Here is a 21,445-nt window from a genome sequence, read left to right on the forward strand (position 1 = left end):
TCGCTCCGGGGGCTGGCAGGGGTGGGCGATTCTACCGTTTCGGGGGTGGCAGGGTCATTGGTCGGCTTGGAACCGGGTTTGTCTGAGGTGGTCTAGGCTTGGACGTCTGGAACCCAAATCAAGGAGTGTGCGCTATGAGTCTTTTGAGCTTTGTGAAAGAAGCCGGTGAGAAGCTGATCGATCTGCTGACCCCGGGCAACGCCAATGCCAGTGAGCAGTTGAAGGAACACATCAGCAAGGTCGGCCTGGGCAATCCGAATGTACAGGCAACGGTGGATGGCGACAAAGTCACTGTCACCGGTGAAGTCGCGAGTCAGGAAGAGAAAGAGAAGATTCTGCTGGCGGTGGGCAATATTGCCGGGGTTGGCAGCGTTGATGATCAGATCACCGTGACCGGCCCGGTTGTCACTGCGGCACAATTTGTCGTGGTCAAGTCGGGTGACACCCTCAGCGCGATTTCTCTGCGTGTGTACGGGGATGCCAACAAGTATCAGAAAATTTTCGATGCCAACAAACCGATGCTCAAGGATGTGAACAAAATCTATCCGGGGCAGACACTGCGTATTCCTGAGTAACACGTCGGAACGCCGCCCGGAGCAGGCTCGCTCCCACATTGGACCGCATTCCAAATGTGGGAGCGAGCCTGCTCGCGAATCGGGCAACTCGGTATCAAAGCCCTGCGATCAAACTGCGATAATCCTCAACTGCCGCAAACTCAGCCGTGTCCTTCGGCCCCTTGCGGCTGTCCGGCTCTTTCACCGCCAACAAATGCGCCACACCAAAATTCCGCGCACTGCGCAGAATCGGCAAGGTATCGTCGATAAACAGACTGCGCGCGGGATCAAAACCGATGTCAGCCTGCAAGGCATCCCAGAACTGCGGGTTCTCCTTGGGGAAACCGTAATCATGCGAGCTGATCAGCCGCTCGAAATACGGCGCCAGCTCAATCCGCTCCAGCTTCAAAGACAGTGAATCACGGTGCGCGTTGGTGATCATGATCACCCGTTTGCCAGCGCGTTTGATCGCTTCCAGAAAGGTATCGGCATCCGGCCGCAATGCAATCAGATGCGCAGTTTCCAGCTTCAGTTCTCGCACTGATAACTTCAGCTCGGCACTCCAGAAATCCAGGCAGTACCACTGCAACTGGCCAGCGTGGCGTTCGAACAGTGGCTGCAATTCCATCTCGGCCATGGCCCGGCTGACCCCGTGCAGTTCGGCGTAACGCTGGGGCAGGTGTTCCAGCCAGAAATGATTGTCGAAGTGCAGATCCAGCAGCGTGCCGTCCATGTCCAGCAGAACGGTATCGATGTCGGACCACGGTAATGAAGGCATGGCAACGTCTCGAACGGTAGAAAGATATCCGACATAAACAATCGGGAAAGCCGCGTTATAGTAGCGCGTTCACGCCAAGGAGCTTTGCATGCGCCAGAAACCCACCGTACTTGCCCGCGAGATCGTCGCCACCAGTCGCCTGTTTTGCGTCGAAGAACTCAAACTGCGCTTCTCCAACGGCGTGGAACGCACTTACGAGCGATTGGTCGGCAAAGGCGCGGGCTACGGCGCGGTGATGATCGTGGCGATGCTGGACAGCGAGCACGCCGTGCTGGTCGAGGAATACTGCGGCGGTACCGATGAGTACGAACTGTCTTTGCCTAAAGGTCTGATCGAGCCGGGCGAAGACGTATTGGCGGCAGCCGAGCGTGAGCTCAAGGAAGAAGCCGGTTTTGGCGCACGGCAGCTGGAGCATCTGACCGAGCTGTCGCTGTCGCCCGGTTACATGAGCCAGAAGATTCAGGTTGTCCTGGCCACCGAATTGTACGAAGAGCGTCTGGAAGGCGACGAGCCCGAGCCGATGCGCGTCGATAAAGTGAACCTGCGCGAACTGTCGTCGCTGGCGCTCAACCCGCAATTCTCTGAAGGTCGCGCGTTGGCTGCATTGTATTTGACCCGCGATCTCTTGACCCAGCGCGGGTTCTTTCCAGCATGAGTGAAATAACGATGAATTTCCCCCACCCGTTGATGGCGCCGGTCGTTGAGCTGGCATTGCAGGCCGGCAAGGCGATTTTGCCGTTCTGGCGCGCCGGCGTTGAAGTCACGGCCAAGTCGGATGACTCGCCCGTGACGGCGGCGGATCTGGCCGCGCACCACCTGATTGTCGCCGGGCTGACGGCGCTCGATCCGAGCATTCCAGTGTTGTCGGAAGAAGATGCCAACATCCCTCAGAGCGTACGCGCTGGGTGGCAGCGCTGGTGGTTGGTGGATCCGCTGGATGGCACCAAGGAGTTCATCAGCGGCAGCGAAGAGTTCACCGTGAATATCGCGCTGATCGAAAACGGTTGCGTGGTGTTTGGGGTGGTGTCGATGCCAACCAATGGTCGTTTCTACGTTGGCGGCGCCGGGCTTGGCGCATGGCGGTGCGACCAGGGCGGCACGCCGGTTTCGATTCAGGTGCGCGATGTGCCGGGGCCGGGCGAGGCGTTTACCGTGGTGGCCAGCCGTCGCCATTCGAGTCCCGAGCAGGAACGGTTGCTCGCCGGGCTGAGTGCGAGTCTGGGCGAATTGCAGTTGGCCAATATTGGCAGCTCGCTGAAATTCTGCCTGCTGGCTGAAGGTGCGGCGGACTGCTATCCGCGACTGGCGCCGACCTCGCAGTGGGACACGGCCGCGGCGCAAGGTGTGCTGGAGGGCGCGGGCGGTGAGGTGCTGGATCTGCGCGGGGAAGCGTTCTGCTATCCGGCGCGGGAATTGTTGCTCAATGAATTCTTTTTGGCGTTGCCGGCGAAGGCGGCATGGCGTTCCAGATTGTTGGAGTTGGCTCGGGGTTAAGTGGGCTGATCCAAAATCCCTCTCCCCCCAGGAGAGGGAGCCGACCGAGTTGTCTTGCATCACACATCGACCTGAAAGATTGGGTCGATTATGGATTCGGTGAAGCGCCTTCAGGTCGATGTACCTCTGAAGCATCCCCCAATCAGTCCCCTCTCCCTCTGGGAGAGGGTTAGGGTGAGGGGCTCTTGATCTTCAGCGGTGCAAAACGTACTGCCCGGTAAACGTCACCGCATCCTCATCTCTACCCGCATTGACGATCCGCGTATCGAGCGTCAACCGCGCCCGCCCATAACGCTGATACATCGCCAGAAATCTCTTCCACACCTTCGCATCCGGCGCCGAGCAAATCGCCACGGCATCGCCAGTAACTGGCAGCGGGTAACTGATCTGCCCTTCCTGAATCACAATGTGCCCGTCGGCGATGCCTTCTTCCTTCAAACGCAAGTGCAACCAGCCCCAACCGGCCAGCACCGCGCCGCAGTAGAGGCTGCCACCGAACATCGTGCTCTTGTGATTGACGTTAGGATCGAGAGGCAGATGCAGACTCAACTGCTGATCACGCCAGTCGAGCACTTTTAACCCCATGTCCCGGGTCAGGGGAATGTCGTGATGCAGGACCGATTGCAGATAGCGACTGTCGGTGCTCATTCGTTCTCGTCCCCGTGGCTGCTGTCGCCGAAGTTGAGGCCATGCTTGCGCAATTTGTCATGCAGGGTCTTGCGTGGAATACCCAAGGCCTCGGCTAGGCTGCGCACCGAACTGTGGGAGCGCGCCAGTTCAGCGGCGATCAGCGACTTCTCGAAATTTTCCACCTGCTCGCTGAGACCGCCATTGATGACCTCGACCATGGTGCCGCCGGCGCCTTCGGTGGCGCTGTTATCCAGCGCCAGTTCCAGGCCGAGGGCGAAACGTTCGGCGGCATTTTGCAGTTCGCGCACGTTGCCCGGCCAGGTGTGGCGCAGCAGCAAGGCGCGTTGCGCCGGTTGCAGTTCATGGGGTGGCAAACCGTGACGGGCGCTGGCTTCATCGGCGTAATGCTGGAACAGCACCAGCGCATCTTCGCCACGTTCGCGCAGCGGCGGAATGCGCAGCGGTGCGACGTTGAGGCGGTAATACAAGTCGGCGCGGAAGCGCCCCTGATCAGCGGCCTGACGCAGGTCTTCCTTGGTCGCGGCAATGACGCGGATGTCCAGCGGGATCAGTTGATTGCCACCCAGGCGCTCGACCACGCGCTCTTGCAGCATGCGCAGCAGCTTCACTTGCACGTCCATGCTCATGCTCTCGATTTCATCGAGAAACAGCGTGCCGCCGTTGGCGAATTCGAATTTACCGATGCGGCGTTTCTGTGCACCGGTGAATGCGCCGGGTTCGTGGCCGAACAGTTCGCTTTCCACCACCGACTCGGCCAGTGCGCCGGCGTTGATCGCCACGAACGGGCCGTTGCGGCGGCTGGATAAATCGTGCAGCGCACGGGCGACCACTTCTTTGCCGGCGCCGGTTTCGCCAAGGATCAGCACGTCCGCCTTGGTTGCGGCCAGCGCGCCGATCTGTTCACGCAAACGCAGCATGGGCGTCGAATGGCCGACCAGCCGTGCACTCAATTCATTGCGATCGCTGAGGGCCAGCCGCAGGCTGCGGTTGTCCAGCACCAGGCGGCGCAGGGCGAGAGCGCGTCGCACGCTGTCGAGCAGTGCGTCGCTGGCAAACGGTTTCTCAAGAAAGTCGTAAGCGCCGGCACGCATGGCCTGCACCGCCAGCGGTACGTCGCCGTGACCAGTGATCAGCAGCACCGGCAGTTCCGGATCCTGCGCGTGCAATTCGCTCAGCAACTCCAGGCCGTCCATGCCCGGCATGCGAATATCGCTGACCACCACGCCCGGCCAGTCACGCTCCAGTTGAGCGGCCAGGCCTTTGGCTTCGGACAGCGGCAGAATTTTCAGGCCGGCCAGATCCAGGGTCTGCCCGAGGGCCTGACGCAAGTGCGGATCGTCGTCGATCAACACCACCTGAATGCGATTGTCGATGGTCATGCACTTCGATCCTCGGACGGTTGCAGGCTGACCCCGGGCGCACCGGCGCGCAGCCGCAAGGTAATCAAGGCGCCACCTTGCTTGTGGTTGGCGAACGACAGTTCACCACCGAAGGCGCGCATCAGCGTTTCACAAATGGCCAGCCCCAGACCCAGACCCTGCGTACGGGTCTTGGTGGTGTAAAAGGGTTCGCTGGCGCGGCCGAGCGCTTCCATGCAGAACCCCGGGCCGTTATCGCGAATGTACAGATTGACGCCCTCGACGGTGGATTCGGCACTCAGCCAGAGTTTGCGCGGCGGCCCTTTCTCGGTGAGCGCGTCGAGGGCGTTGGCCAGCAGATTGCCGAGTACCTGGCGCAGACGCGTTTCCCCGGCCTCGACCCACAGCGTGGCGGCGGGCAGATCGCGGATCAGCTCAACTTCCATGCTGCGCCGCCGCTTGGCCAGTAAAGCGAGCGCATCGTCGAGCGCCGGTTGCAGGGCAACACTTTCCGGGGCATGGCGATCACGACGAGCGAAGGCGCGTAAATGGGCGATGATCGAGGCCATGCGCCCGGTCAATTCGCTGATCAGTTTGAGGTTGCCGCGGGCGTCGTCGGTGCGTTGATGATCGAGCAGTACTTCGGCGTTTTCCGCGTAGCTGCGAATCGCGGCCAGCGGCTGATTGAGTTCGTGGCTGATGCTCGCCGACATGGTTCCCAGTGCCGACAGCTTGCCGGCCTGGACCAGATCGTCCTGAGCGCGCACCAGTTCCTGCTGGGCCTGTTCACGCTCCAGTACTTCTTCCTTCAAACGCCGGTTGAGGCCTTCGAGGTCGCTGGTGCGCTCGGCGACGCGGCCTTCCAGTTCACGGCGTGCCTTGGCCTCGAAGGCGATGCGTTCCAGATAATGCCGACGGCGTTGCATCATCAGACCGAGCAACAGCATCAGCACCAACAGTGTGGCGCCGCCGATGGCAACCACGGTGCGCACCGGACGATCGATCAGGGTGCGCGGCGCGAGGATGCTCACGCTCCAGCCGGTTTCGGCGATGTCATGGGTCTGGATCAGCCAGGCGCTGGGGCTGAGGTTCAGCGGGCGCGGCTCCCGGGTCGGGTAAGGCTGGATGGCGGTGATTGCCGAGCGTTCGCTGTCGCTCAAGTTACGGGTCGAGCGAAAGCGCCATTCCGGGCGCGAGGTGAGGATGACCACGCCATTGTGGTCGGTGACCAGCAGTTGTTCTGGCGTTTTGCCCCACAGACTTTCGGTGTGGTCGAGGTCGACCTTGATCACCAGCACGCCGATGATTTTTTCGCCGTTGCGCACCGCCGCTGCGAAGAAGTAACCGCGTTTGGCTGATGTGGTGCCGAGGCCGAAAAAGCGCCCGAGGCGACCGGCCATGGCTTCGCTGAAGTACGGACGGAACGAGAAGTTACGGCCGACGAAACTGTCGTGCTTGTCCCAGTTCGACGCCGCCAGCGTCTGGCCGCTGGTGTCCATCAGGTACATGACTTCGGCGCCGGTCTGCGCGGCGATGTTCTTCAGCAGGCGATTGGCATTGCCTTGAGTGACGCCATCGTCCGGCGCGCCGAGTACTGCACGCAGAGCTGGCAGGTCGCCAAGAATCTGCGGCAACACTTCGTAGCGGTGCAGGGTGCCCAGCAGGTTGGCGACGTACAAGTCGAGGGTCTGGCGGTTCTGCCCGGCCAGTTCGCTGCGGTAATAGCGTTCAGCGAGATGTTCCAGGGGCCACAGCAGCGGCGCCAGACACAGGGCCAGCAGGGCAAGACTGCGCCAGCGAGGTCTGGGGGGAAGTGTTGGTTTCATGAGCCGATGCGCCTGTAGGGACAGGCGCATTATGCCCAGGCTCAGGCGAAGACGTCAGCGTCCTTGAGCAGTGCTGCGGCCTGGTCCTTGGCGGACAGCTTCGGCGCTTCGTCCAGCTGCCAGTCGATGCCCAGAGCGGGGTCATCCCAGCGAATGCTGCGCTCGGACGCCGGGTCGTAGTAGTTGGTGGTCTTGTAGAGGAATTCGGCGAACTCGCTCAGCACCACGAAGCCATGGGCAAAACCTTCCGGCACCCACAGTTGACGATGGTTGTCAGCCGACAAGCGCACAGCCACCGACTTGCCGAAGTGCGGCGAGCTGCGACGAATGTCCACGGCCACATCCAGTACTTCGCCAACCGTCACGCGAACCAGTTTGCCCTGGGTGTTTTGCAGCTGATAGTGCAGACCACGCAACACGCCTTTTTGCGAGCGCGAGTGGTTGTCCTGAACGAATTGCGTGTCCAGACCGGTGGCGTCCTGGAACGCTTTGGCATTGAAGCTCTCGTAGAAAAAACCGCGCTCGTCACCAAACACCTTCGGTTCGATGATCAGGACGCCGGGCAGGTCGGTGGTGATTACATTCATGAGGATTTCCATAGGCAGGTGGGAATGGCCGACATTCTTGCGCAAACTTCCATTTAGCGCGAGTGCAGACTGTAAGGGGCGATTCAATCGACCTCGCCAAAATACCAGCGTTCTTCCTCATAGGTCTGGCCATCGCAATCTTCAACGGTATAGCTCAGGCCTCTCTCTCCAATGCCCGGCGGTAAAACGAGTCCCCATTCCTGGGCCAGGCTTTTACCGGTTTCGACGTATTGACTATCAGCAGGAGGGATATGACCTCGGTGATATTCCATGTCTGTATAGATACATATTTCACTGGAAAACATTCCTGGCAAGCAGATGGCGGCGACCACTCTGCAATCGATAGCATTTTCCGGTCGGGCCATACGCAGGTGCTGCGCCGCGTTGATCAAGTGCTGCGCGCACTGCCGACGCAGATCCGCGGTTGCTTGTTTTCCTTGGACCATCGACATGTGAATCGGGATTTTCCAGTTGCTGTACTTCTCCTCCTCGGTAAGGTCGGCCGGAAAGTAACCTTCGAAGTCAGCAGCCCAAGCGGCTAACGCGCGTAGACGGCGAGGGATATTGCGGACTTTTTTGTTGGAGAGGGCGAGGCGGCGCTGGGACATTTTGCTGATTGCTTCCGTGCGGATAACGTTCAAGGGGGCAGGTTGAATAGTGAAGTGTTCAAACGCAATCTGAAATTGCTGTGGGAAAAGTTATTTGGGGGGTTGCCGGCACAGTGATGCGCCCTTGATCCGGTCGGGAGTTGGTATAAGGGGTTGCGTCTCGCCAAAAGCAATGGCGATATAGGCGCCTAATAAAATTTCAGGGGTCGTTTCATGCCGCTCGCCACGTTGATTCATCGCGCCAGTTTGCCCAGCCCGCAGGTTTCTGCGGAGCAGGCCCGGCAATGGCTGGCGGAGCAGTACGGACTCAGCGGCACGTTGCAGCCCCTTGGCAGCCAGCAGGATCTGAATTTTCGCGTCGACAGCCCGCGCGGGCGGTTCGTGCTGAAAATCTGCCATGGCGATTACGCCCTGGTGGAACTGCAAGCCCAGCATGCCGGGCTCAAGTATCTGGCCGAGCATTCGGCGGTGACCGTGCCGCGAGTGATTGCGGCCAATAACGGCGAAGATCTGCTGTCACTGGAGGTCGGCGGCGAAGCGGTGCATGTGCGGTTGCTGGATTACATCGAGGGCCAGCCGCTCACGCATCTCGATCACTTGGGTGGTGATGTGGTGGCGGGGTTCGGCCGGCTCTGCGGTGAAATGGACCTGGCGCTGGCCGGGTTCGACCATCCGGGCCTTGAGCGCACGTTGCAGTGGGATGCCCGTCACGCCAGTGCACTGATCAGCCATCTGCTGCCGGTGATCAAGGATGAGCAGCAACGCACATTGATCGCCGATGCCGCGGCTCAGGCCGAGCGCCGTTTGCAGCCGTTGCTGGACAAACTGCCGGTGCAGGCGATCCACATGGACATCACCGATGACAACGCCGTCTGGGCGCGCGATGCCCAGCGGCACTGGCAATTGCAGGGCGTGATCGACTTTGGCGATCTGGTGCGCACCTGGCGCATCACCGATCTGTCGGTGACCTGTGCGGCATTGTTGCATCACGCGGGTGGTGATCCGTTTGTCATCCTGCCGGCGGTGCAGGCCTACCACGCGGTCAACCCGCTGCAACATGAAGAGCTGCAAGCGCTGTGGCCATTGATCGTCGCGCGCGCGGCGGTGCTGGTCCTCAGTGGTGAACAACAGGTCAGCATCGACCCGGCGAATACCTACAGCCGTGACAACCTTACCCATGAGTGGGAAATCTTCCGCGTGGCCACGTCGGTGCCATTGGCGCTGATGGAAGCGGCGATTCTTACGGCTGTCGGTCACGCATTGCCGGCGATCGACAGCGAAGGTTTTGCGCCCTTGCTGCCCGGTCTGGTCGGGCGTGAGTTTGCGTTGATCGATCTCGGTGTCCTGAGTCCGCATTTCGAGGCGGGCAACTGGGAGCATGCCGGCATCGATCAGCACCTGTTGAACGAAGCCGCAGCGGCCCATGGTCTGGCGGCGAGCCGTTATGGTCAGTACCGTTTGTCGCGCACGCGTCCCGACAGTGCCGTTGAACCGGACACGTTTCCGCTGCATGTGGAATTGCGCGTGCCCGATGGCACCGCCGTGGAGGCGCCGTTCGCTGGTGTCGTGCATCAGTCAGCAGAGGGTGTGCTGCAACTGGATGGTCCGCAACTCAGTGTGCGGCTGTGGGGCGTGACACCTTCGCTGCACAGCGGCGCGGCGCTGGTCAAAGGCCAGGTGCTGGGCGCGGTCAGCGGTCCGTTGCGGGTGCAGTTGTGCCGCGGCGCGCAACTCAATGCGCCGTTGTTTTGTACTCCGGCCCAAGCCGCGGCCTGGCAGGCACTGTGCCCGTCGCCGGCGGCGTTGTTAGGGCTGGCCTGCAATGCCGAGCCGGAGCTGGATGCGAAAACCCTGCTTGAACGCCGCGACGCCAGTTTCGCCCGCACGCAAAAACACTATTACGTCGATCCGCCGCGCATCGAACGCGGCTGGCGCAATCACCTGATCGACATGCAGGGCCGCTCCTATCTCGACATGCTCAACAACGTTGCCGTGCTCGGTCACGGCCACCCGCGCATGGCGGCGGTCGCGGCGCGGCAGTGGTCGTTACTCAACACCAACTCGCGGTTCAACTATGCGGCGGTGGCGGAGTTTTCCGAGCGTTTGCTGAAACTGGCGCCGAAAGGCATGGATCGGGTGTTTCTGGTCAACAGCGGCAGCGAGGCCAATGACCTGGCGATTCGACTGGCGTGGGCCTACAGCGGCGGGCGCGACATGATCAGCGTCCTTGAGGCCTATCACGGCTGGACCGTCGGCGCCGATGCGGTCTCGACGTCGATCGCCGACAACCCGAAAGCCCTGGAAAGCCGCCCGGACTGGGTGCATCCGGTGCCTGCGCCAAATACTTATCGCGGTGAATTCCGTGGCCTCGATTCGGCGCCGGAGTACGTGCGCAGTGTTGAGCATCACCTGGAAAAACTTGCCGGGCACAAGCGTCAGCTGGCCGGGTTCATCTGCGAACCGGTGTATGGCAATGCCGGGGGCATCTCGCTGCCGCCGGGGTATCTGAAGCAGGTGTATGCGTTGGTGCGCGCGCAGGGCGGCGTGTGCATCGCCGATGAAGTTCAGGTCGGTTACGGGCGCATGGGCCGTTTCTTCTGGGGCTTTGAAGAGCAGGGGGTGGTGCCGGACATCATCTGCATGGCCAAGGGCATGGGTAACGGTCAGCCGCTGGGTGCGGTCATCACTCGGCGGGAAATTGCCGAGGCGCTTGAGGCCGAGGGCTATTTCTTCTCGTCGGCAGGTGGCAGTCCGGTGAGCTGCCAGATCGGCATGGCGGTGCTCGATGTCATGGAAGAAGAAAAACTCTGGGAGAACGCGCAGGTGGTCGGTGGCCACTTCAAGGCGCGACTTGAAGCGTTGATCGATAAATATCCGTTAGTGGGCGCCGTGCACGGTTCCGGGTTCTATCTCGGGCTAGAGTTGGTCCGCAACCGCGAGACGCTGGAAGCGGCGACCGAGGAGACCGCGCTGTTGTGCGATCGCTTGCGTGAGTTAGGGATTTTCATGCAACCAACCGGTGATGATCTGAACATTCTCAAGATCAAACCGCCGATGGTGACCTCGCGCCAGAGTGTGGATTTCTTTGTCGACATGCTCGATCTAGTCCTCAGCGAAGGTCTGTAAACACTGAAATTCCCCCTGTGGGAGCGGGCTTGCTCGCGAAAGCTGTGGGTCAGTCACTGAATTGGGTGACTGATCCACCGCATTCGCGAGCAAGCCCGCTCCCACATTTGTTTTTAGGGTGTTAATTCGATTTGTATCGGCTTTTTATCGGTTAATTTAGACGGGATGCAGGTTTATAGCTTCTAAAGCCGATATTTATCGGCTATAAAGTCGCCATTGCTCCGGCATGGCGATCTCATGTCCGGTGCGCGCGTTTTTTCTTTTCGGTCGAATCGTCGACCGTCGAAGCACTGCCCGGAGATGATTCATGAGCCGTATCGTTACCGTTGCCGCCACTCAGATGGCCTGTTCCTGGGATCTGCAAGCCAACCTCGAAATCGCTGAAAGGCTGGTGCGCGAAGCCGCCGCCAAAGGCGCGCAGATCATTCTGATTCAGGAGCTGTTCGAGGCGCCGTACTTCTGCCAGAAGCCGAACCCGGACTACCTGCAACTGGCGACGACGGTGGAAGAAAACGCGGCCATCAAGCATTTCCAGAAAATCGCCAAAGAACTGCAAGTGGTCCTGCCGATCAGCTTCTATGAGCTGGCGGGCCGTGCGCGTTTCAACAGCATCGCGATCATCGACGCCGACGGCAGCAACCTCGGGATTTATCGTAAAAGCCACATCCCGGATGGCCCGGGCTACCACGAGAAGTATTACTTCAACCCGGGCGACACCGGTTTCAAAGTGTGGGACACCCGTTACGCGAAAATCGGCGTGGGCATCTGCTGGGATCAGTGGTTCCCGGAAGCCGCACGGAGCATGGCGTTGCAAGGCGCAGAAATTCTGTTTTACCCGACCGCCATCGGCAGCGAGCCGCACGACAAGACGATCTCGTCGCGTGATCACTGGCAGCGTGTGCAACAGGGCCACGCCGGCGCGAATCTGATGCCGCTGATCGCCAGTAACCGCATCGGCAATGAGGAACAGGACGGCTACGACATCACGTTCTACGGCTCTTCGTTCATTGCCAACCAGTTCGGCGAAAAAGTGCAGGAGATGAATAAAACCGAAGAAGGTATTCTTGTGCACACTTTCAACCTCGACGAGCTCGAACACATTCGCAGCGCGTGGGGTTCATTCCGTGACCGCCGTCCGAACCTGTACGGCGCGTTGAAAACCCTCGACGGTTCCCTGGAGTCCTGATCCCGATGACCACCTTGAAAAGTACCCCGCGCGCCGACGGCTTTTACATGCCGGCCGAGTGGGCGCCGCAGACGCAGACCTGGATGATCTGGCCCGAGCGCCCGGACAACTGGCGTCTGGGCGGCAAACCGGCGCAAGCCGCACACGCGGCAGTGGCCAAAACCATTGCGCGTTTCGAGCCGGTGACCGTGGCCGTCTCCGCCGGCCAGTACGAAAACGCCCGCGCACGCCTCGACGTGCCGAATATCCGCGTGGTCGAGATGTCCAGCGATGACGCCTGGGTACGCGACAGCGGCCCGACTTTCGTCATCAATAACAACGGCGAAGTGCGCGGTGTGAACTGGGACTTCAACGCCTGGGGCGGTTTCGACGGCGGTCTGTACTCGCCGTGGAATCGCGATTCGCAGGTCGGCGGCAAGATCCTCGAGATCGAGCGCAGCCCGCGTTACCGCACTGAAGGTTTCGTGCTCGAAGGCGGTTCGATTCACGTCGACGGCGAAGGCACGCTGATCACCACCGAAGAGTGCCTGCTCAACCGCAATCGCAACCCGCATCTGAGCCGCGAAGACATCGAAGCGGTGCTCAGCGCCAATCTGTCTGTGGATAAGATCATCTGGCTGCCGGACGGTTTGTTCAACGACGAAACCGATGGTCATGTGGATAACTTCTGCTGCTACGTGCGTCCGGGCGAAGTGCTGTTGGCGTGGACTGACGATCCGCAGGATCCGAACTACCCGCGCTGTCAGGCCGCGATGAAAGTCCTGCAAAGCAGCACTGACGCCAAGGGTCGCCCGTTCATTGTGCACAAAATGCCGATTCCGGGACCGCTGTTCGCGACTGAAGAGGAATGTGCCGGTGTCGACCCGGTGGACGGCTCGCAGGAGCGCAATCCGTCTGTGCGCCTCGCCGGTTCGTACGTGAACTTCCTGATCGTCAACGGCGGCATCATCGCGCCGAGTTTCGACGATCCGATGGATGCCCCGGCGAAAGAGATTCTGCAGAAGCTGTTCCCGCAGCACGAAGTGGTGATGGTACCTGGCCGCGAATTGTTACTGGGTGGCGGCAATATCCACTGCCTTACCCAACAGCAACCCGCGCCGCACAAAGAGTGAGTTGAGTCGTAACAGCTTGAGTTGATTAGCAAATCGGCGAGGCAATGATTAGCTCGCTATGTATGTAAACGAGCCCGCAGCCCGGTTGGATTGCGGGCTTCTTTGTATCCGCTTGTCGACACATGAGACACCTTGGCATAGCTCTTGTATTCATCAGCCGTGCACTAGGGAGGGGGGAGAACTTCAACAGTTCTGTCATAAACCTTGGATAACGTAGCCGCTCATGAACGGGGAGAGAGCGCTGAAATGAACGCCGAAGTGAACGTAGTCAGCGAGCGGACGTTGCATCCCATGGCCGTAAACGGCGAATCGCTCCAGATTGTCGCGCACTGGTTGAAGTCCAATGGAACGCGTCAGATCAGGGAACCTGATCCGCGCCGGATGATGATCGAGCGTTACCCCGCTGGCCTGTTCAGCGAGGCCGAACTGGAAGCATTGTGGGCTGTGATGGAAGGATAAGAAGAACAACAGGGATTGGTAAAAGCGCTGCCGGGATGGCGGCGCTTTTTTATGCACCGTTGTTTTTTACTCACCCATCAATATGGGAGCGAGCCTGCTCGCGAATGCGGTGGATCAGTTAACGATTATGCCGACTGACCTGACGCTTTCGCGAGCAAGCTCGCTCCCACAGGATTTGTGTGGAATCAGTAACTGTAAGTACTGCTGACACTGTCGCGGAAACTGTTTTCATCCATGTCGCCCATGTTTTCGCTCGGGTCAGTGCTGAGGTCAGCGTAAAGAGTGCGCAAATCTTCGCTGCCATCCTGGGCTTCGATGGTCGAACGACGACCAGATTCGAGCATCTCGCCTGTATTGGCTGGACTTGACACAGTCTGCGGCCAATTCGACCGATTCATGAAACAGACTGAAAGCCATTCCGGCGTTTTTCCGCAAGGGTGTGAGGACTAATCTGCCGCCATCGATTTTCCTGACTTTCTGCCGGAGTTCTCCCATGATTCTTCATTACATCTACGACCCGTTGTGCGGCTGGTGTTATGGCGCCAAGCCTCTGATGGAAGCGGCGCAGGCAGTGTTGCCAGTGGTCGCCCATGCCGGGGGAATGATGAGTGGAGCCAATCGTCAGCGGGTGTCTGAGCAGTTGCGCAATTACGTCATGCCCCATGACCGACGGATTGCCGAATACACCGGCCAGCCTTTCGGCGAGGCCTATTTCGACGGCTTGCTGCGTGATCACTCGGCCGTGTTCGATTCGACGCCACCGATTGCTGCGGTCATGGCGGCCGAAGCCATCGACCGAGGCGGTTTGCGCATGCTGGGGCGGTTGCAGACGGCGCACTATGTGGAAGGGCGCCGGATTGCCGATTCAGCCGTACTCCTGGAATTGGCGATGCAGATGGGCTATGCGCAGGAAGCTTTCCACGTTGCGCTGGAGTCTGTTGATAGCGAAGGACACATAAAAGCCAGTCGTCAGTTTCTGGCGCAATTGGGCGGTCAGGGTTTTCCGACAATGGCGCTGGCGCAGAACGGCCAATTCCAACTGGTCGATATCAGTCCTTGGCTGGGCAAGCCGCAGGCGTTTGCCGATTGGTTGAATCAGGCAGTTGGTGTCGATGAATCAGGCAAAGCTTCGTTACTTTGTGCCAGCGATGGCTGCGCGTGATCCGCACTGGATTCACTGGCTGCAGGCATTTCCCAGCAAGGAGTCAGCGCAAAATTTACGTTTCTTAGACGTTTTTTGCCTATTTAAAGACGATTCTTGAAATTGACACATTGTTCGGGGCGCGGCTACGATTCGGCCCAACGCCTGTGGCCAACCGCCATGACTCAAAATAAGGAGCAGGCCCGCCATGACATTGTCGTGGGCGGGTCTTTTTGTTTCGGGTGAATAAAAGAGTGCAAAAGCGCCGTTTCCGCCGTTCGACACAGCGCGTTTCAACCCGTAATAAGGAAAACAAAATGTTGAACAAGCGAATCAGTCTGATCGCACTGGGGATGTTGAGTGCCACGCAGGCCATGGCTAACGACCAGGCCGAGTCCAAGGGTTTTGTTGAAGACAGCAGCCTCAAAGTGCTGCTGCGCAATGCCTACATCAATCGTGATTACAAAGACGGCAACCAAGACAAGGCCGAGTGGGGCCAAGCGGCCATCGGTACGTTCTCGTCCGGTTTCACCCAGGGCACCGTGGGTGTCGGTGTTGACGCCTTCGGTCTGTACGCACTGCGTCTGGATGGCGGCAAGGGCCGCAGCGGCGCTGGTGGTATCGATTTCTTCAAGCAGGAAAATGACGGTCGCGCGAACCATGACATCGCGAAGGGCGGTGCCGCGGTCAAGTTCCGCGTCTCCAACACCGTGTTGACCTACGGTGACCAGATGCCGGCCCTGCCAGTGCTGAGTTACGACAACGTGCGTCTGCTGCCGGAAAGCTATACCGGTACTTTGATTACTTCCCGTGAGATCAAAGGCCTGGAACTGAACGCCGGTCGTTTCACTGCCGAATCGCGCAAAAGCGATGAAGGCCGTGACAGCGGTGGCCTGAAGTCGATCAACGTGTTGGGCGGCAGCTATCAGTTCACTGAACACTTCAAAGGCGCGCTCTACGCTTCCGACGTTGAAGACGTGCTGAAGAAACAATACGTGAACGCCAACTACGTGCTGCCGTTCAACAAGGATCAGTCGCTGACCCTGGACTTCAACGGCTATCGCACCAAGCTGGACAACTCTTATGTCCGCGAAAACGGTGTTACCGGCGACGACAACAAGATCTGGAGCCTGGCCGCAACCTTCGCTACCGGTCCGCACTCGTTCACCGTTGCGCACCAGCGTTCCACCGGCGACAGCAACCTGGGTTACGCCTACGGCGGTTACCAGAAAGATCAAGGTCGTGTCGGTGACGGTGGCAACTCCATCTACCTCGCGAACTCCTACTGGTCCGACTTCAACGCTGAAGACGAGCGCAGCTGGCAGTTGGGCTACGGCCTGGACTTCGGCGCCTTCGGCGTACCGGGTCTGAGCTACAACTTCGCTTACGTGCGTGGCGACAATATCACCACCTCCACCAGCGAAGGTGGCACCGAGCGCGAGATCTTCAACCAGTTCAAATACGTCGTGCAGTCTGGCCCGGCCAAAGACCTCAGCGTGAAACTGCGCAGCTCGATCCTGCGCGTATCGCAGAAGTCCAGCGAGTACAACGTCAGCGGTAACGAACTGCGCGTATTCGTGGACTACCCGATCAACATCTTCTGATGCCTGATCCAGTGTAAGAAACATAAGAAAAACCCCGACTGGTTCGGGGTTTTTTTTCGACGGTTTTTCGACGGAAAGCGGAAAAAACCGGTGTTTTTGTCATGTAAAAGTTGTTTTCAAGTCGCTGCAAACGTCGTTTCAAACAGGGCTTTAAATGCCTGAAATTCTTTCTCATGGACGCAAATTCTCCACCTAATAGATTAGGCCGCTCAATGCAGCGGAGAATTTGGTAATGATCGTTTTGAACAGAGAAGTGGGCGAATCGCTACGGCGCGACAAATATGTCAACGTCCAGGGTGGTGACTTCAATCTCTACGGTCATTTCGCCGACTTCGTCAGACTGACCAAAAGTTGGGAAAACATGGAGCCTGACAGTTACTACGGTCAGGCCGAAGCCGGTATGCGTTACCGTCGTTACAGCGACTTCGAGTACAACCCGAAGACGCGCGAGTTGAAGCAGCTTGAGCATCGCGCCTACGTGCAGTCGAAAGAAAACAACGCTTATGTCGGCGGCCTGGTACGACACTTTCAGGACTTCTCCGATGAAGTGATTACCTCACCGGTGATGCGCAGCCTGATCGACACTGATTTTGAAGTGTACAAAAGCGTACTGCCGGAAGAGCTTCACGATGAAATCTGGCAGTGCCAGATCCATCAGATCCGCATCGAGATCAAACCCGGCAAGCAACTTGAAATCACCCCTGAAGGCATTCACTGCGACGGTTACCCGTTCAGCGGTGTGCACTTCTGGGGCCGCAATAACGTAGAAGGTGCGGAGAGTCGGCTGTACGACATCCACGAGCACCAACTGGCGTCGACCACTTACCAGGAAATTCTCGACACCACCTATTTCCTTGATCGCGACATGCGCCACTACGTGACCCCGGCCCGCAACACGCACACCCATGCGATGGCCTACCGGCAGATTCTGGCGATCTCCTTCTCGCGGCCCGGGACCGCTTTCGACATTGTTCGCTAATCAGATCACCCCAATCGACGGCGTCGAGTGCTCGACGCCGGTGGTGCTGCGACGCGCCACGGCCAAGGATGCGCAGCGCATGGAGCGCTTCTTCCGCCAGTTCGACGAAGTGTCCTTCTGCGAATGGCAGGACGCCAAGTGCCTGCGCGGCGTGCTGATCCAGAAGACCACCACGGCCTATCTCGCCTTCGACGTCGCCGGCGAAATCGTCGGCGCGGTGCTCGGCGGCATGCTCGGCAGTCGCGGCACGATCAATCATCTGGCGGTCAGCCCGCGCTATCGCAGCCAGGGCGTCGGTCAACGACTGGTTGAAGCGGCGTCGTCCGACATGAAGCGTGTCGGCGTGTTGCGGATGTTTCTGTTTGTCGACGATGCTAACCTCGCGGGCAAGCGATTCTGGACTGCCCAGGGGTTTTGCGAGCCCCATGGCGAACGGACATTTGAGAGGGATCTATGAATGAAACGTCCGGCAGTGCGCCGCTGATGGCTGCTCATCCGCCATCGCGCACGTTCGCCGAAGCCAGCCCGGTGGTGGCCGGCTACTTCACGGTGTCATTCGTGTTCGGGTTGATGGCCGTCAACGCCGGGTTGCCGATGTGGCTGCCGGTGGCGATGTGCTTGTTCGTCTACGCCGGCGCTTCGCAATTCGCCGCGCTGGCGCTGATCTCCAGCGGCGCCTCGCTGACCACCATTGTGTTGACCACGTTCTTGATCAACGCGCGGCACATGCTGATGTCGGTGTATATGGCCAAGGCCCTGCGCGCGCTCGGTTTGAGTCGTATGGAGCGCTGGGCTTACGCCGGTGGCTTGACGGATGAATCCTTCGCGTTCCACAGCGTCAAACTCGGCACCGGCGCGCCGGTCAACGTGCGCTACCTGATCGGCTTCAACCTGTTCTGCCACACCTCGTGGGTGCTCGGCGGTTTGCTTGGTGCGGTCTGTGCGCAGTACGCGGCGCACCTGATCAAATATCAGCTCGACTATGCCCTGACGGCGATGATGCTCTATGTACTGGTGTCGCTGTGCAATACCCGCAACAAGCTCATCGCGGCCGCTGCTGCCGTGCTGTGCATGGGCGCGCTAAGTCTGGTCGGCAGTTCGCCGTTCAATGTGTTTATCGCCACGTTTGTGGGCTGCGGAGTGGGTGTATGCCTGACCAAACGTTCCTGATTCTGGTGGTCGCGCTGATGATGGCCGTGACCTTCCTGCCACGGGCATTGCCCCTGCAAGTCAATACCGAGCACTGGCCGCCATTCGTTGCGCGGGCGCTGGAATACTTGCCGGTGGCGATCGTCGCTGCGATCAGCCTGACACCCCTGTTGGTCAAGGATCAGCACATACAGCTCGATCGCCCGGAATTCTATGCTGCGATTCCGACGTTGTTATGTGCGTATTTCAGCAAAAACCTCTTTCTCAGTGTGGCGGTTGGGACGGCTGCGTACATTGCGCTCGGCTCGTTCATGTAGTGGCAAGTCGACGACATCGTTGAGTGCCTGGTTGGACAACTCCGGATTGTTCACCGCCAGGCGCACTTCGAGGAAATCCTCGAACCCGGGAAAAATCGTCAGGCCGTTCTTTTGCGCGGCGTCACGCGAAACCATGCCGACCGCATCCATCTGCGTGATCAACGACAGCGTCAGGGTTTCGCTGCAGGAATAGACCATGCGCTGGCCGTTCTCGTGATTGCCCAGCCCCGCATCGAGAAAACGCAAAAAGCTGTGGGAATACGGACAATCTTCCGCAGGACGCACCTGAAACTTGTCGCCCAGCAAGGTCAGCGGATCGTTTTCTTGCCCGCAATGGGCACCGACCACCTGCACCTGCACATCCGGCAGGACGATACTCGGCAGACCCGGACGCTGCGGGCCGATCAGCACCGCGAGGTCAAAGTCCTCGTTCTTCAGCTTGCTGAGGTTTTCCATCGACTCGGCGTAGCTGAATTCCATCTGGTAATCGGGAAACACCTCGATCAGGCGTCCGATCATTCGCCGGTTGAAGTCAGCCGCCAAGGTGTTGTTCAACGCAACCTTCAACGTGCGCTGGCCCGGCACTTTCAGTGCTGCGACCTTCTCTTCCATCTGTCGTGTGGCAATCAGCACTTTGTCCATGTAGGGCGTGAGCTCAGTGCCTTGCGGCGTCAGCGTCAGGCCTTTGTTGGAGCGTCGAAACAAGCGGAAACCGAACTGCTCTTCGACCTTGTTCAACTGCGCGGCCAGGGCCTGCACAGTCAGGCACGAATGTTCGGCTGCGGCCGACAACGAGCCGGTCTGCACGATGCGCATGAGGTTGCGTAAGGTTCTGCTATCCATGGGTAATGCCCTCTGAAGTGGGCTGGGTATTGTTGTTTACGAGACGGCCGGTCAGGCGCCATATGCTGGCTATATTCCTGTACCTGAGCATAGTTGTCGCGGGTTTAGTAGCGAATTGATGTCCTCGCCGATGGCTGGAGGCTGACACAGGATCGGGGTTTTTGGTGACGTGGGGGTGATTGGGGTCAAGAAAAGTGCCCGACTCGGACGAGTCGGGCATTTTTTTTACGCCTTCGGACTACACCATTTCGAGTTGTTTCTCACGCCGAAACGCCACTGTTTTTCACTACTGTCGGAAGCCTCCTATAGAACAGAGCGAACGGGCTGATTTACCGCCAAAGCAGAAGGGGCTGAAATATCAGGCAGTTATTTTCGGGACGTTGAGTCCGAGGTCATGGATATCCAGGCAATGCCGGCATCCGCGAAGCTAGCGAGTCGATGCCATGAGTTTGCAGGGGAGCAGGGCGTTACCGGACCAGAAAAGCTGGAAAGATCTGGGATTGCCGGATATTCGCGATATTGACACCAGACTTCTGATTTACGCGGTTAGAGAACTTCCGGGTGCATCGAGCCTCACTGCAGCGTGGGAGCAAGTTGCCACAGGTTTTGGACTTGGTCACGGTCTGGAGGCTGTTCTGATCGAAACACCTTATGTGCCGATTTTGGTGAAGCGTGAGCATTTGCTTCATACGGTGGAAAAACGCTCGAATGCCCGTGAGCGCTTCACCGAATTTGCCCGAGATACTCTGACGAGGCCCTTCGAGATATGGCGGGCTTCCTACGATGACACCTCGTTTCGACTTTCCTTCATCGGTGCTTACAACGCGAGATACCAGATGTTGGTAGTGGTTCATGTTGAGCGCGGCAATGTACTCTGGAATTTCATGAACTGTGACAAGAAAGGTCTAAACAAGCATAGGCATGGTGAGCTGTTATATCGACGGCACCGGTAGCTCAAACAAAAAAGGGCAGCCTTCTCAGGCTGCCCTTCACATGGATTTGCTTGATATTGTGCTCCCTCAAGCAGGGGAGAAGAGGTCTCACCCGAGCGCTGATTTTCAGGTCATCAACGGGGTTCCTAACGCCGACTATCGCCACCTGAAGGCAGTCGGTTTCGCGCTCTTGGCCAGATTCTCTGCCACGCAACGTTGCAGTGTCAACCTGGGTTTTGGGGGTGTTATTCGTATACGAATAATTTAATGGAAAATATTCATATATGTACTACGCTCAGTTTGCTTGACAGCTACGAAGGACTAACATGCCAACCTCATCCCCAGCACTAACCCCGCGTGAACAACTCGACGTCCCCGAAGCCGGGCGCGTTGCGTTGAAGTTCTTCTTCAACCTCATGGAGCGCTGGGGTTGCAACGCCGAGCAGCAGCGCACGTTGCTGGGCGGCGTCGGCAACACCACGTTCTACAAGTACAAACACCTGCCGGCCAACATACGCCTGCCGCATGACACGCTGGAGCGCATCTCGTACCTGATGGGCATTCACAAGGCGTTGAGCATCATCTTCAGCAACAGCCGCGAGCGCGCTTACACGTGGGTCAGCAGCCCGAACACGGCGGCGCCGTTCAATGGCCAAACGGCGCTGGATTACATGCTGGCCGGACGCGTGGTCGACATCGCGGATGTGCGTCGCTACCTTGATGGGGTGCGTGGTTGAAGGC

The 21,445-nt window shown here is 58.9% G+C and carries 23 protein-coding genes; 15 read left to right on the forward strand and 8 right to left on the reverse strand.

The features are described 5' to 3' along the window. The first annotated feature begins 134 nt into the window (after window positions 1-134). Window positions 135-575 (forward strand): peptidoglycan-binding protein LysM, encoded by a 441-nt coding sequence (lysM, locus tag ACM6IV_RS20300; RefSeq protein WP_414871371.1) that lies wholly within the window; start codon window positions 135-137, stop codon window positions 573-575. Between the two features lie 94 nt (window positions 576-669). Here lysM and yrfG read toward each other — a convergent pair whose 3' ends face one another. Further along, window positions 670-1,332 carry a GMP/IMP nucleotidase gene (yrfG, locus tag ACM6IV_RS20305; RefSeq protein WP_414871372.1) on the reverse strand — a complete coding sequence of 221 codons (663 nt, stop codon included), beginning with the start codon at window positions 1,330-1,332 and terminating at the stop codon, window positions 670-672. 88 nt (window positions 1,333-1,420) lie between these two features. Here yrfG and nudE point away from each other — a divergent pair, with 88 nt between their 5' ends. Beyond that, window positions 1,421-1,987 carry an ADP compounds hydrolase NudE gene (gene nudE, locus ACM6IV_RS20310; protein ID WP_414871373.1) on the forward strand — a complete coding sequence of 189 codons (567 nt, stop codon included), beginning with the start codon at window positions 1,421-1,423 and terminating at the stop codon, window positions 1,985-1,987. An 11-nt stretch (window positions 1,988-1,998) separates the two neighbouring features. Continuing rightward, window positions 1,999-2,826 carry a 3'(2'),5'-bisphosphate nucleotidase CysQ gene (cysQ, locus tag ACM6IV_RS20315; RefSeq protein WP_414871374.1) on the forward strand — a complete coding sequence of 276 codons (828 nt, stop codon included), beginning with the start codon at window positions 1,999-2,001 and terminating at the stop codon, window positions 2,824-2,826. Between the two features lie 192 nt (window positions 2,827-3,018). On the opposite strand, the gene ACM6IV_RS20320 is transcribed toward cysQ, so the two are convergent. From ACM6IV_RS20320 to ACM6IV_RS20340, 5 genes are all read right to left on the reverse strand, one after another. After that, window positions 3,019-3,474 carry a YiiD C-terminal domain-containing protein gene (locus tag ACM6IV_RS20320; RefSeq protein ID WP_414871375.1) on the reverse strand — a complete coding sequence of 152 codons (456 nt, stop codon included), beginning with the start codon at window positions 3,472-3,474 and terminating at the stop codon, window positions 3,019-3,021. After that, window positions 3,471-4,856, reverse strand: a complete 1,386-nt coding sequence (locus ACM6IV_RS20325) for a sigma-54-dependent transcriptional regulator (protein ID WP_414871376.1) — start codon at window positions 4,854-4,856, stop codon at window positions 3,471-3,473. The genes ACM6IV_RS20320 and ACM6IV_RS20325 overlap by 4 nt, the downstream gene beginning before the upstream one ends. After that, the gene (locus ACM6IV_RS20330) at window positions 4,853-6,661 is read right to left on the reverse strand and encodes a sensor histidine kinase (protein WP_414871377.1); all 1,809 of its coding nucleotides are present in this window, start codon (window positions 6,659-6,661) and stop codon (window positions 4,853-4,855) included. The genes ACM6IV_RS20325 and ACM6IV_RS20330 overlap by 4 nt, the downstream gene beginning before the upstream one ends. A 41-nt stretch (window positions 6,662-6,702) precedes the next feature. Beyond that, entirely contained in the window at window positions 6,703-7,248 is a 546-nt protein-coding gene (gene rfbC / locus ACM6IV_RS20335) for a dTDP-4-dehydrorhamnose 3,5-epimerase (protein WP_414871378.1), read from the reverse strand. A gap of 83 nt (window positions 7,249-7,331) precedes the next feature. Beyond that, window positions 7,332-7,856 carry a DUF3916 domain-containing protein gene (locus ACM6IV_RS20340; RefSeq protein ID WP_414871379.1) on the reverse strand — a complete coding sequence of 175 codons (525 nt, stop codon included), beginning with the start codon at window positions 7,854-7,856 and terminating at the stop codon, window positions 7,332-7,334. A gap of 213 nt (window positions 7,857-8,069) precedes the next feature. Here ACM6IV_RS20340 and ACM6IV_RS20345 point away from each other — a divergent pair, with 213 nt between their 5' ends. The 4 genes from ACM6IV_RS20345 to ACM6IV_RS20360 all read left to right on the forward strand — a co-directional run bounded on the left by ACM6IV_RS20345 (window position 8,070) and on the right by ACM6IV_RS20360 (window position 13,739). Continuing rightward, window positions 8,070-10,982, forward strand: a complete 2,913-nt coding sequence (locus tag ACM6IV_RS20345) for an aminotransferase (RefSeq protein ID WP_414871380.1) — start codon at window positions 8,070-8,072, stop codon at window positions 10,980-10,982. Window positions 10,983-11,289: 307 nt separating this feature from the next. Next, window positions 11,290-12,168: an N-carbamoylputrescine amidase gene (gene aguB, locus ACM6IV_RS20350; protein WP_414871381.1), complete on the forward strand. Its 879-nt coding sequence runs from the start codon at window positions 11,290-11,292 to the stop codon at window positions 12,166-12,168. Between the two features lie 5 nt (window positions 12,169-12,173). Further along, a complete protein-coding gene (gene aguA, locus ACM6IV_RS20355; RefSeq protein WP_414871382.1) occupies window positions 12,174-13,280 on the forward strand; it encodes an agmatine deiminase in 1,107 nt (368 codons plus the stop codon). Between the two features lie 246 nt (window positions 13,281-13,526). After that, window positions 13,527-13,739, forward strand: a complete 213-nt coding sequence (locus ACM6IV_RS20360; protein ID WP_008080512.1) for a hypothetical protein — start codon at window positions 13,527-13,529, stop codon at window positions 13,737-13,739. Window positions 13,740-13,924: 185 nt separating this feature from the next. Here ACM6IV_RS20360 and ACM6IV_RS20365 read toward each other — a convergent pair whose 3' ends face one another. Continuing rightward, complete coding sequence (locus tag ACM6IV_RS20365; protein ID WP_414871702.1) at window positions 13,925-14,083, reverse strand: hypothetical protein; 159 nt, start codon at window positions 14,081-14,083, stop codon at window positions 13,925-13,927. A 149-nt stretch (window positions 14,084-14,232) separates the two neighbouring features. Here ACM6IV_RS20365 and ACM6IV_RS20370 point away from each other — a divergent pair, with 149 nt between their 5' ends. From ACM6IV_RS20370 to ACM6IV_RS20395, 6 genes are all read left to right on the forward strand, one after another. Further along, entirely contained in the window at window positions 14,233-14,901 is a 669-nt protein-coding gene (locus ACM6IV_RS20370; protein WP_414871383.1) for a DsbA family protein, read from the forward strand. A 296-nt stretch (window positions 14,902-15,197) separates the two neighbouring features. Then, the gene (locus ACM6IV_RS20375; protein ID WP_414871384.1) at window positions 15,198-16,484 is read left to right on the forward strand and encodes an OprD family porin; all 1,287 of its coding nucleotides are present in this window, start codon (window positions 15,198-15,200) and stop codon (window positions 16,482-16,484) included. A 232-nt stretch (window positions 16,485-16,716) separates the two neighbouring features. Further along, window positions 16,717-17,463 (forward strand): 2OG-Fe dioxygenase family protein, encoded by a 747-nt coding sequence (locus ACM6IV_RS20380; RefSeq protein WP_034151909.1) that lies wholly within the window; start codon window positions 16,717-16,719, stop codon window positions 17,461-17,463. A 79-nt stretch (window positions 17,464-17,542) separates the two neighbouring features. Further along, window positions 17,543-17,920 (forward strand): GNAT family N-acetyltransferase, encoded by a 378-nt coding sequence (locus ACM6IV_RS20385; protein ID WP_008080517.1) that lies wholly within the window; start codon window positions 17,543-17,545, stop codon window positions 17,918-17,920. Then, on the forward strand, window positions 17,917-18,633 hold the full coding sequence (locus ACM6IV_RS20390; RefSeq protein WP_414871385.1) for an AzlC family ABC transporter permease: 717 nt from the start codon (window positions 17,917-17,919) through the stop codon (window positions 18,631-18,633). The genes ACM6IV_RS20385 and ACM6IV_RS20390 overlap by 4 nt, the downstream gene beginning before the upstream one ends. Further along, window positions 18,612-18,929 carry an AzlD domain-containing protein gene (locus tag ACM6IV_RS20395; RefSeq protein WP_414871386.1) on the forward strand — a complete coding sequence of 106 codons (318 nt, stop codon included), beginning with the start codon at window positions 18,612-18,614 and terminating at the stop codon, window positions 18,927-18,929. Before ACM6IV_RS20390 ends, ACM6IV_RS20395 begins: the two co-directional genes overlap by 22 nt. Here the strand turns inward: ACM6IV_RS20395 and ACM6IV_RS20400 are convergent. Further along, window positions 18,846-19,772 (reverse strand): LysR family transcriptional regulator, encoded by a 927-nt coding sequence (locus ACM6IV_RS20400; RefSeq protein WP_414871387.1) that lies wholly within the window; start codon window positions 19,770-19,772, stop codon window positions 18,846-18,848. The two genes, ACM6IV_RS20395 and ACM6IV_RS20400, sit on opposite strands and share 84 nt — an antisense overlap. 443 nt (window positions 19,773-20,215) lie before the next feature. Here ACM6IV_RS20400 and ACM6IV_RS20405 point away from each other — a divergent pair, with 443 nt between their 5' ends. Both ACM6IV_RS20405 and ACM6IV_RS20410 read left to right on the forward strand, forming a co-directional pair. Beyond that, window positions 20,216-20,725: a PBECR2 nuclease fold domain-containing protein gene (locus ACM6IV_RS20405; protein WP_414871388.1), complete on the forward strand. Its 510-nt coding sequence runs from the start codon at window positions 20,216-20,218 to the stop codon at window positions 20,723-20,725. Window positions 20,726-21,030: 305 nt separating this feature from the next. Then, entirely contained in the window at window positions 21,031-21,441 is a 411-nt protein-coding gene (locus ACM6IV_RS20410) for an MbcA/ParS/Xre antitoxin family protein (protein WP_414871389.1), read from the forward strand. The last annotated feature ends 4 nt before the right edge of the window (window positions 21,442-21,445 follow it).

Origin of the sequence: Pseudomonas sp. IT-347P, assembly GCF_949768005.1 — a bacterium.
Taxonomy (GTDB): Bacteria; Pseudomonadota; Gammaproteobacteria; order Pseudomonadales; family Pseudomonadaceae; genus Aquipseudomonas.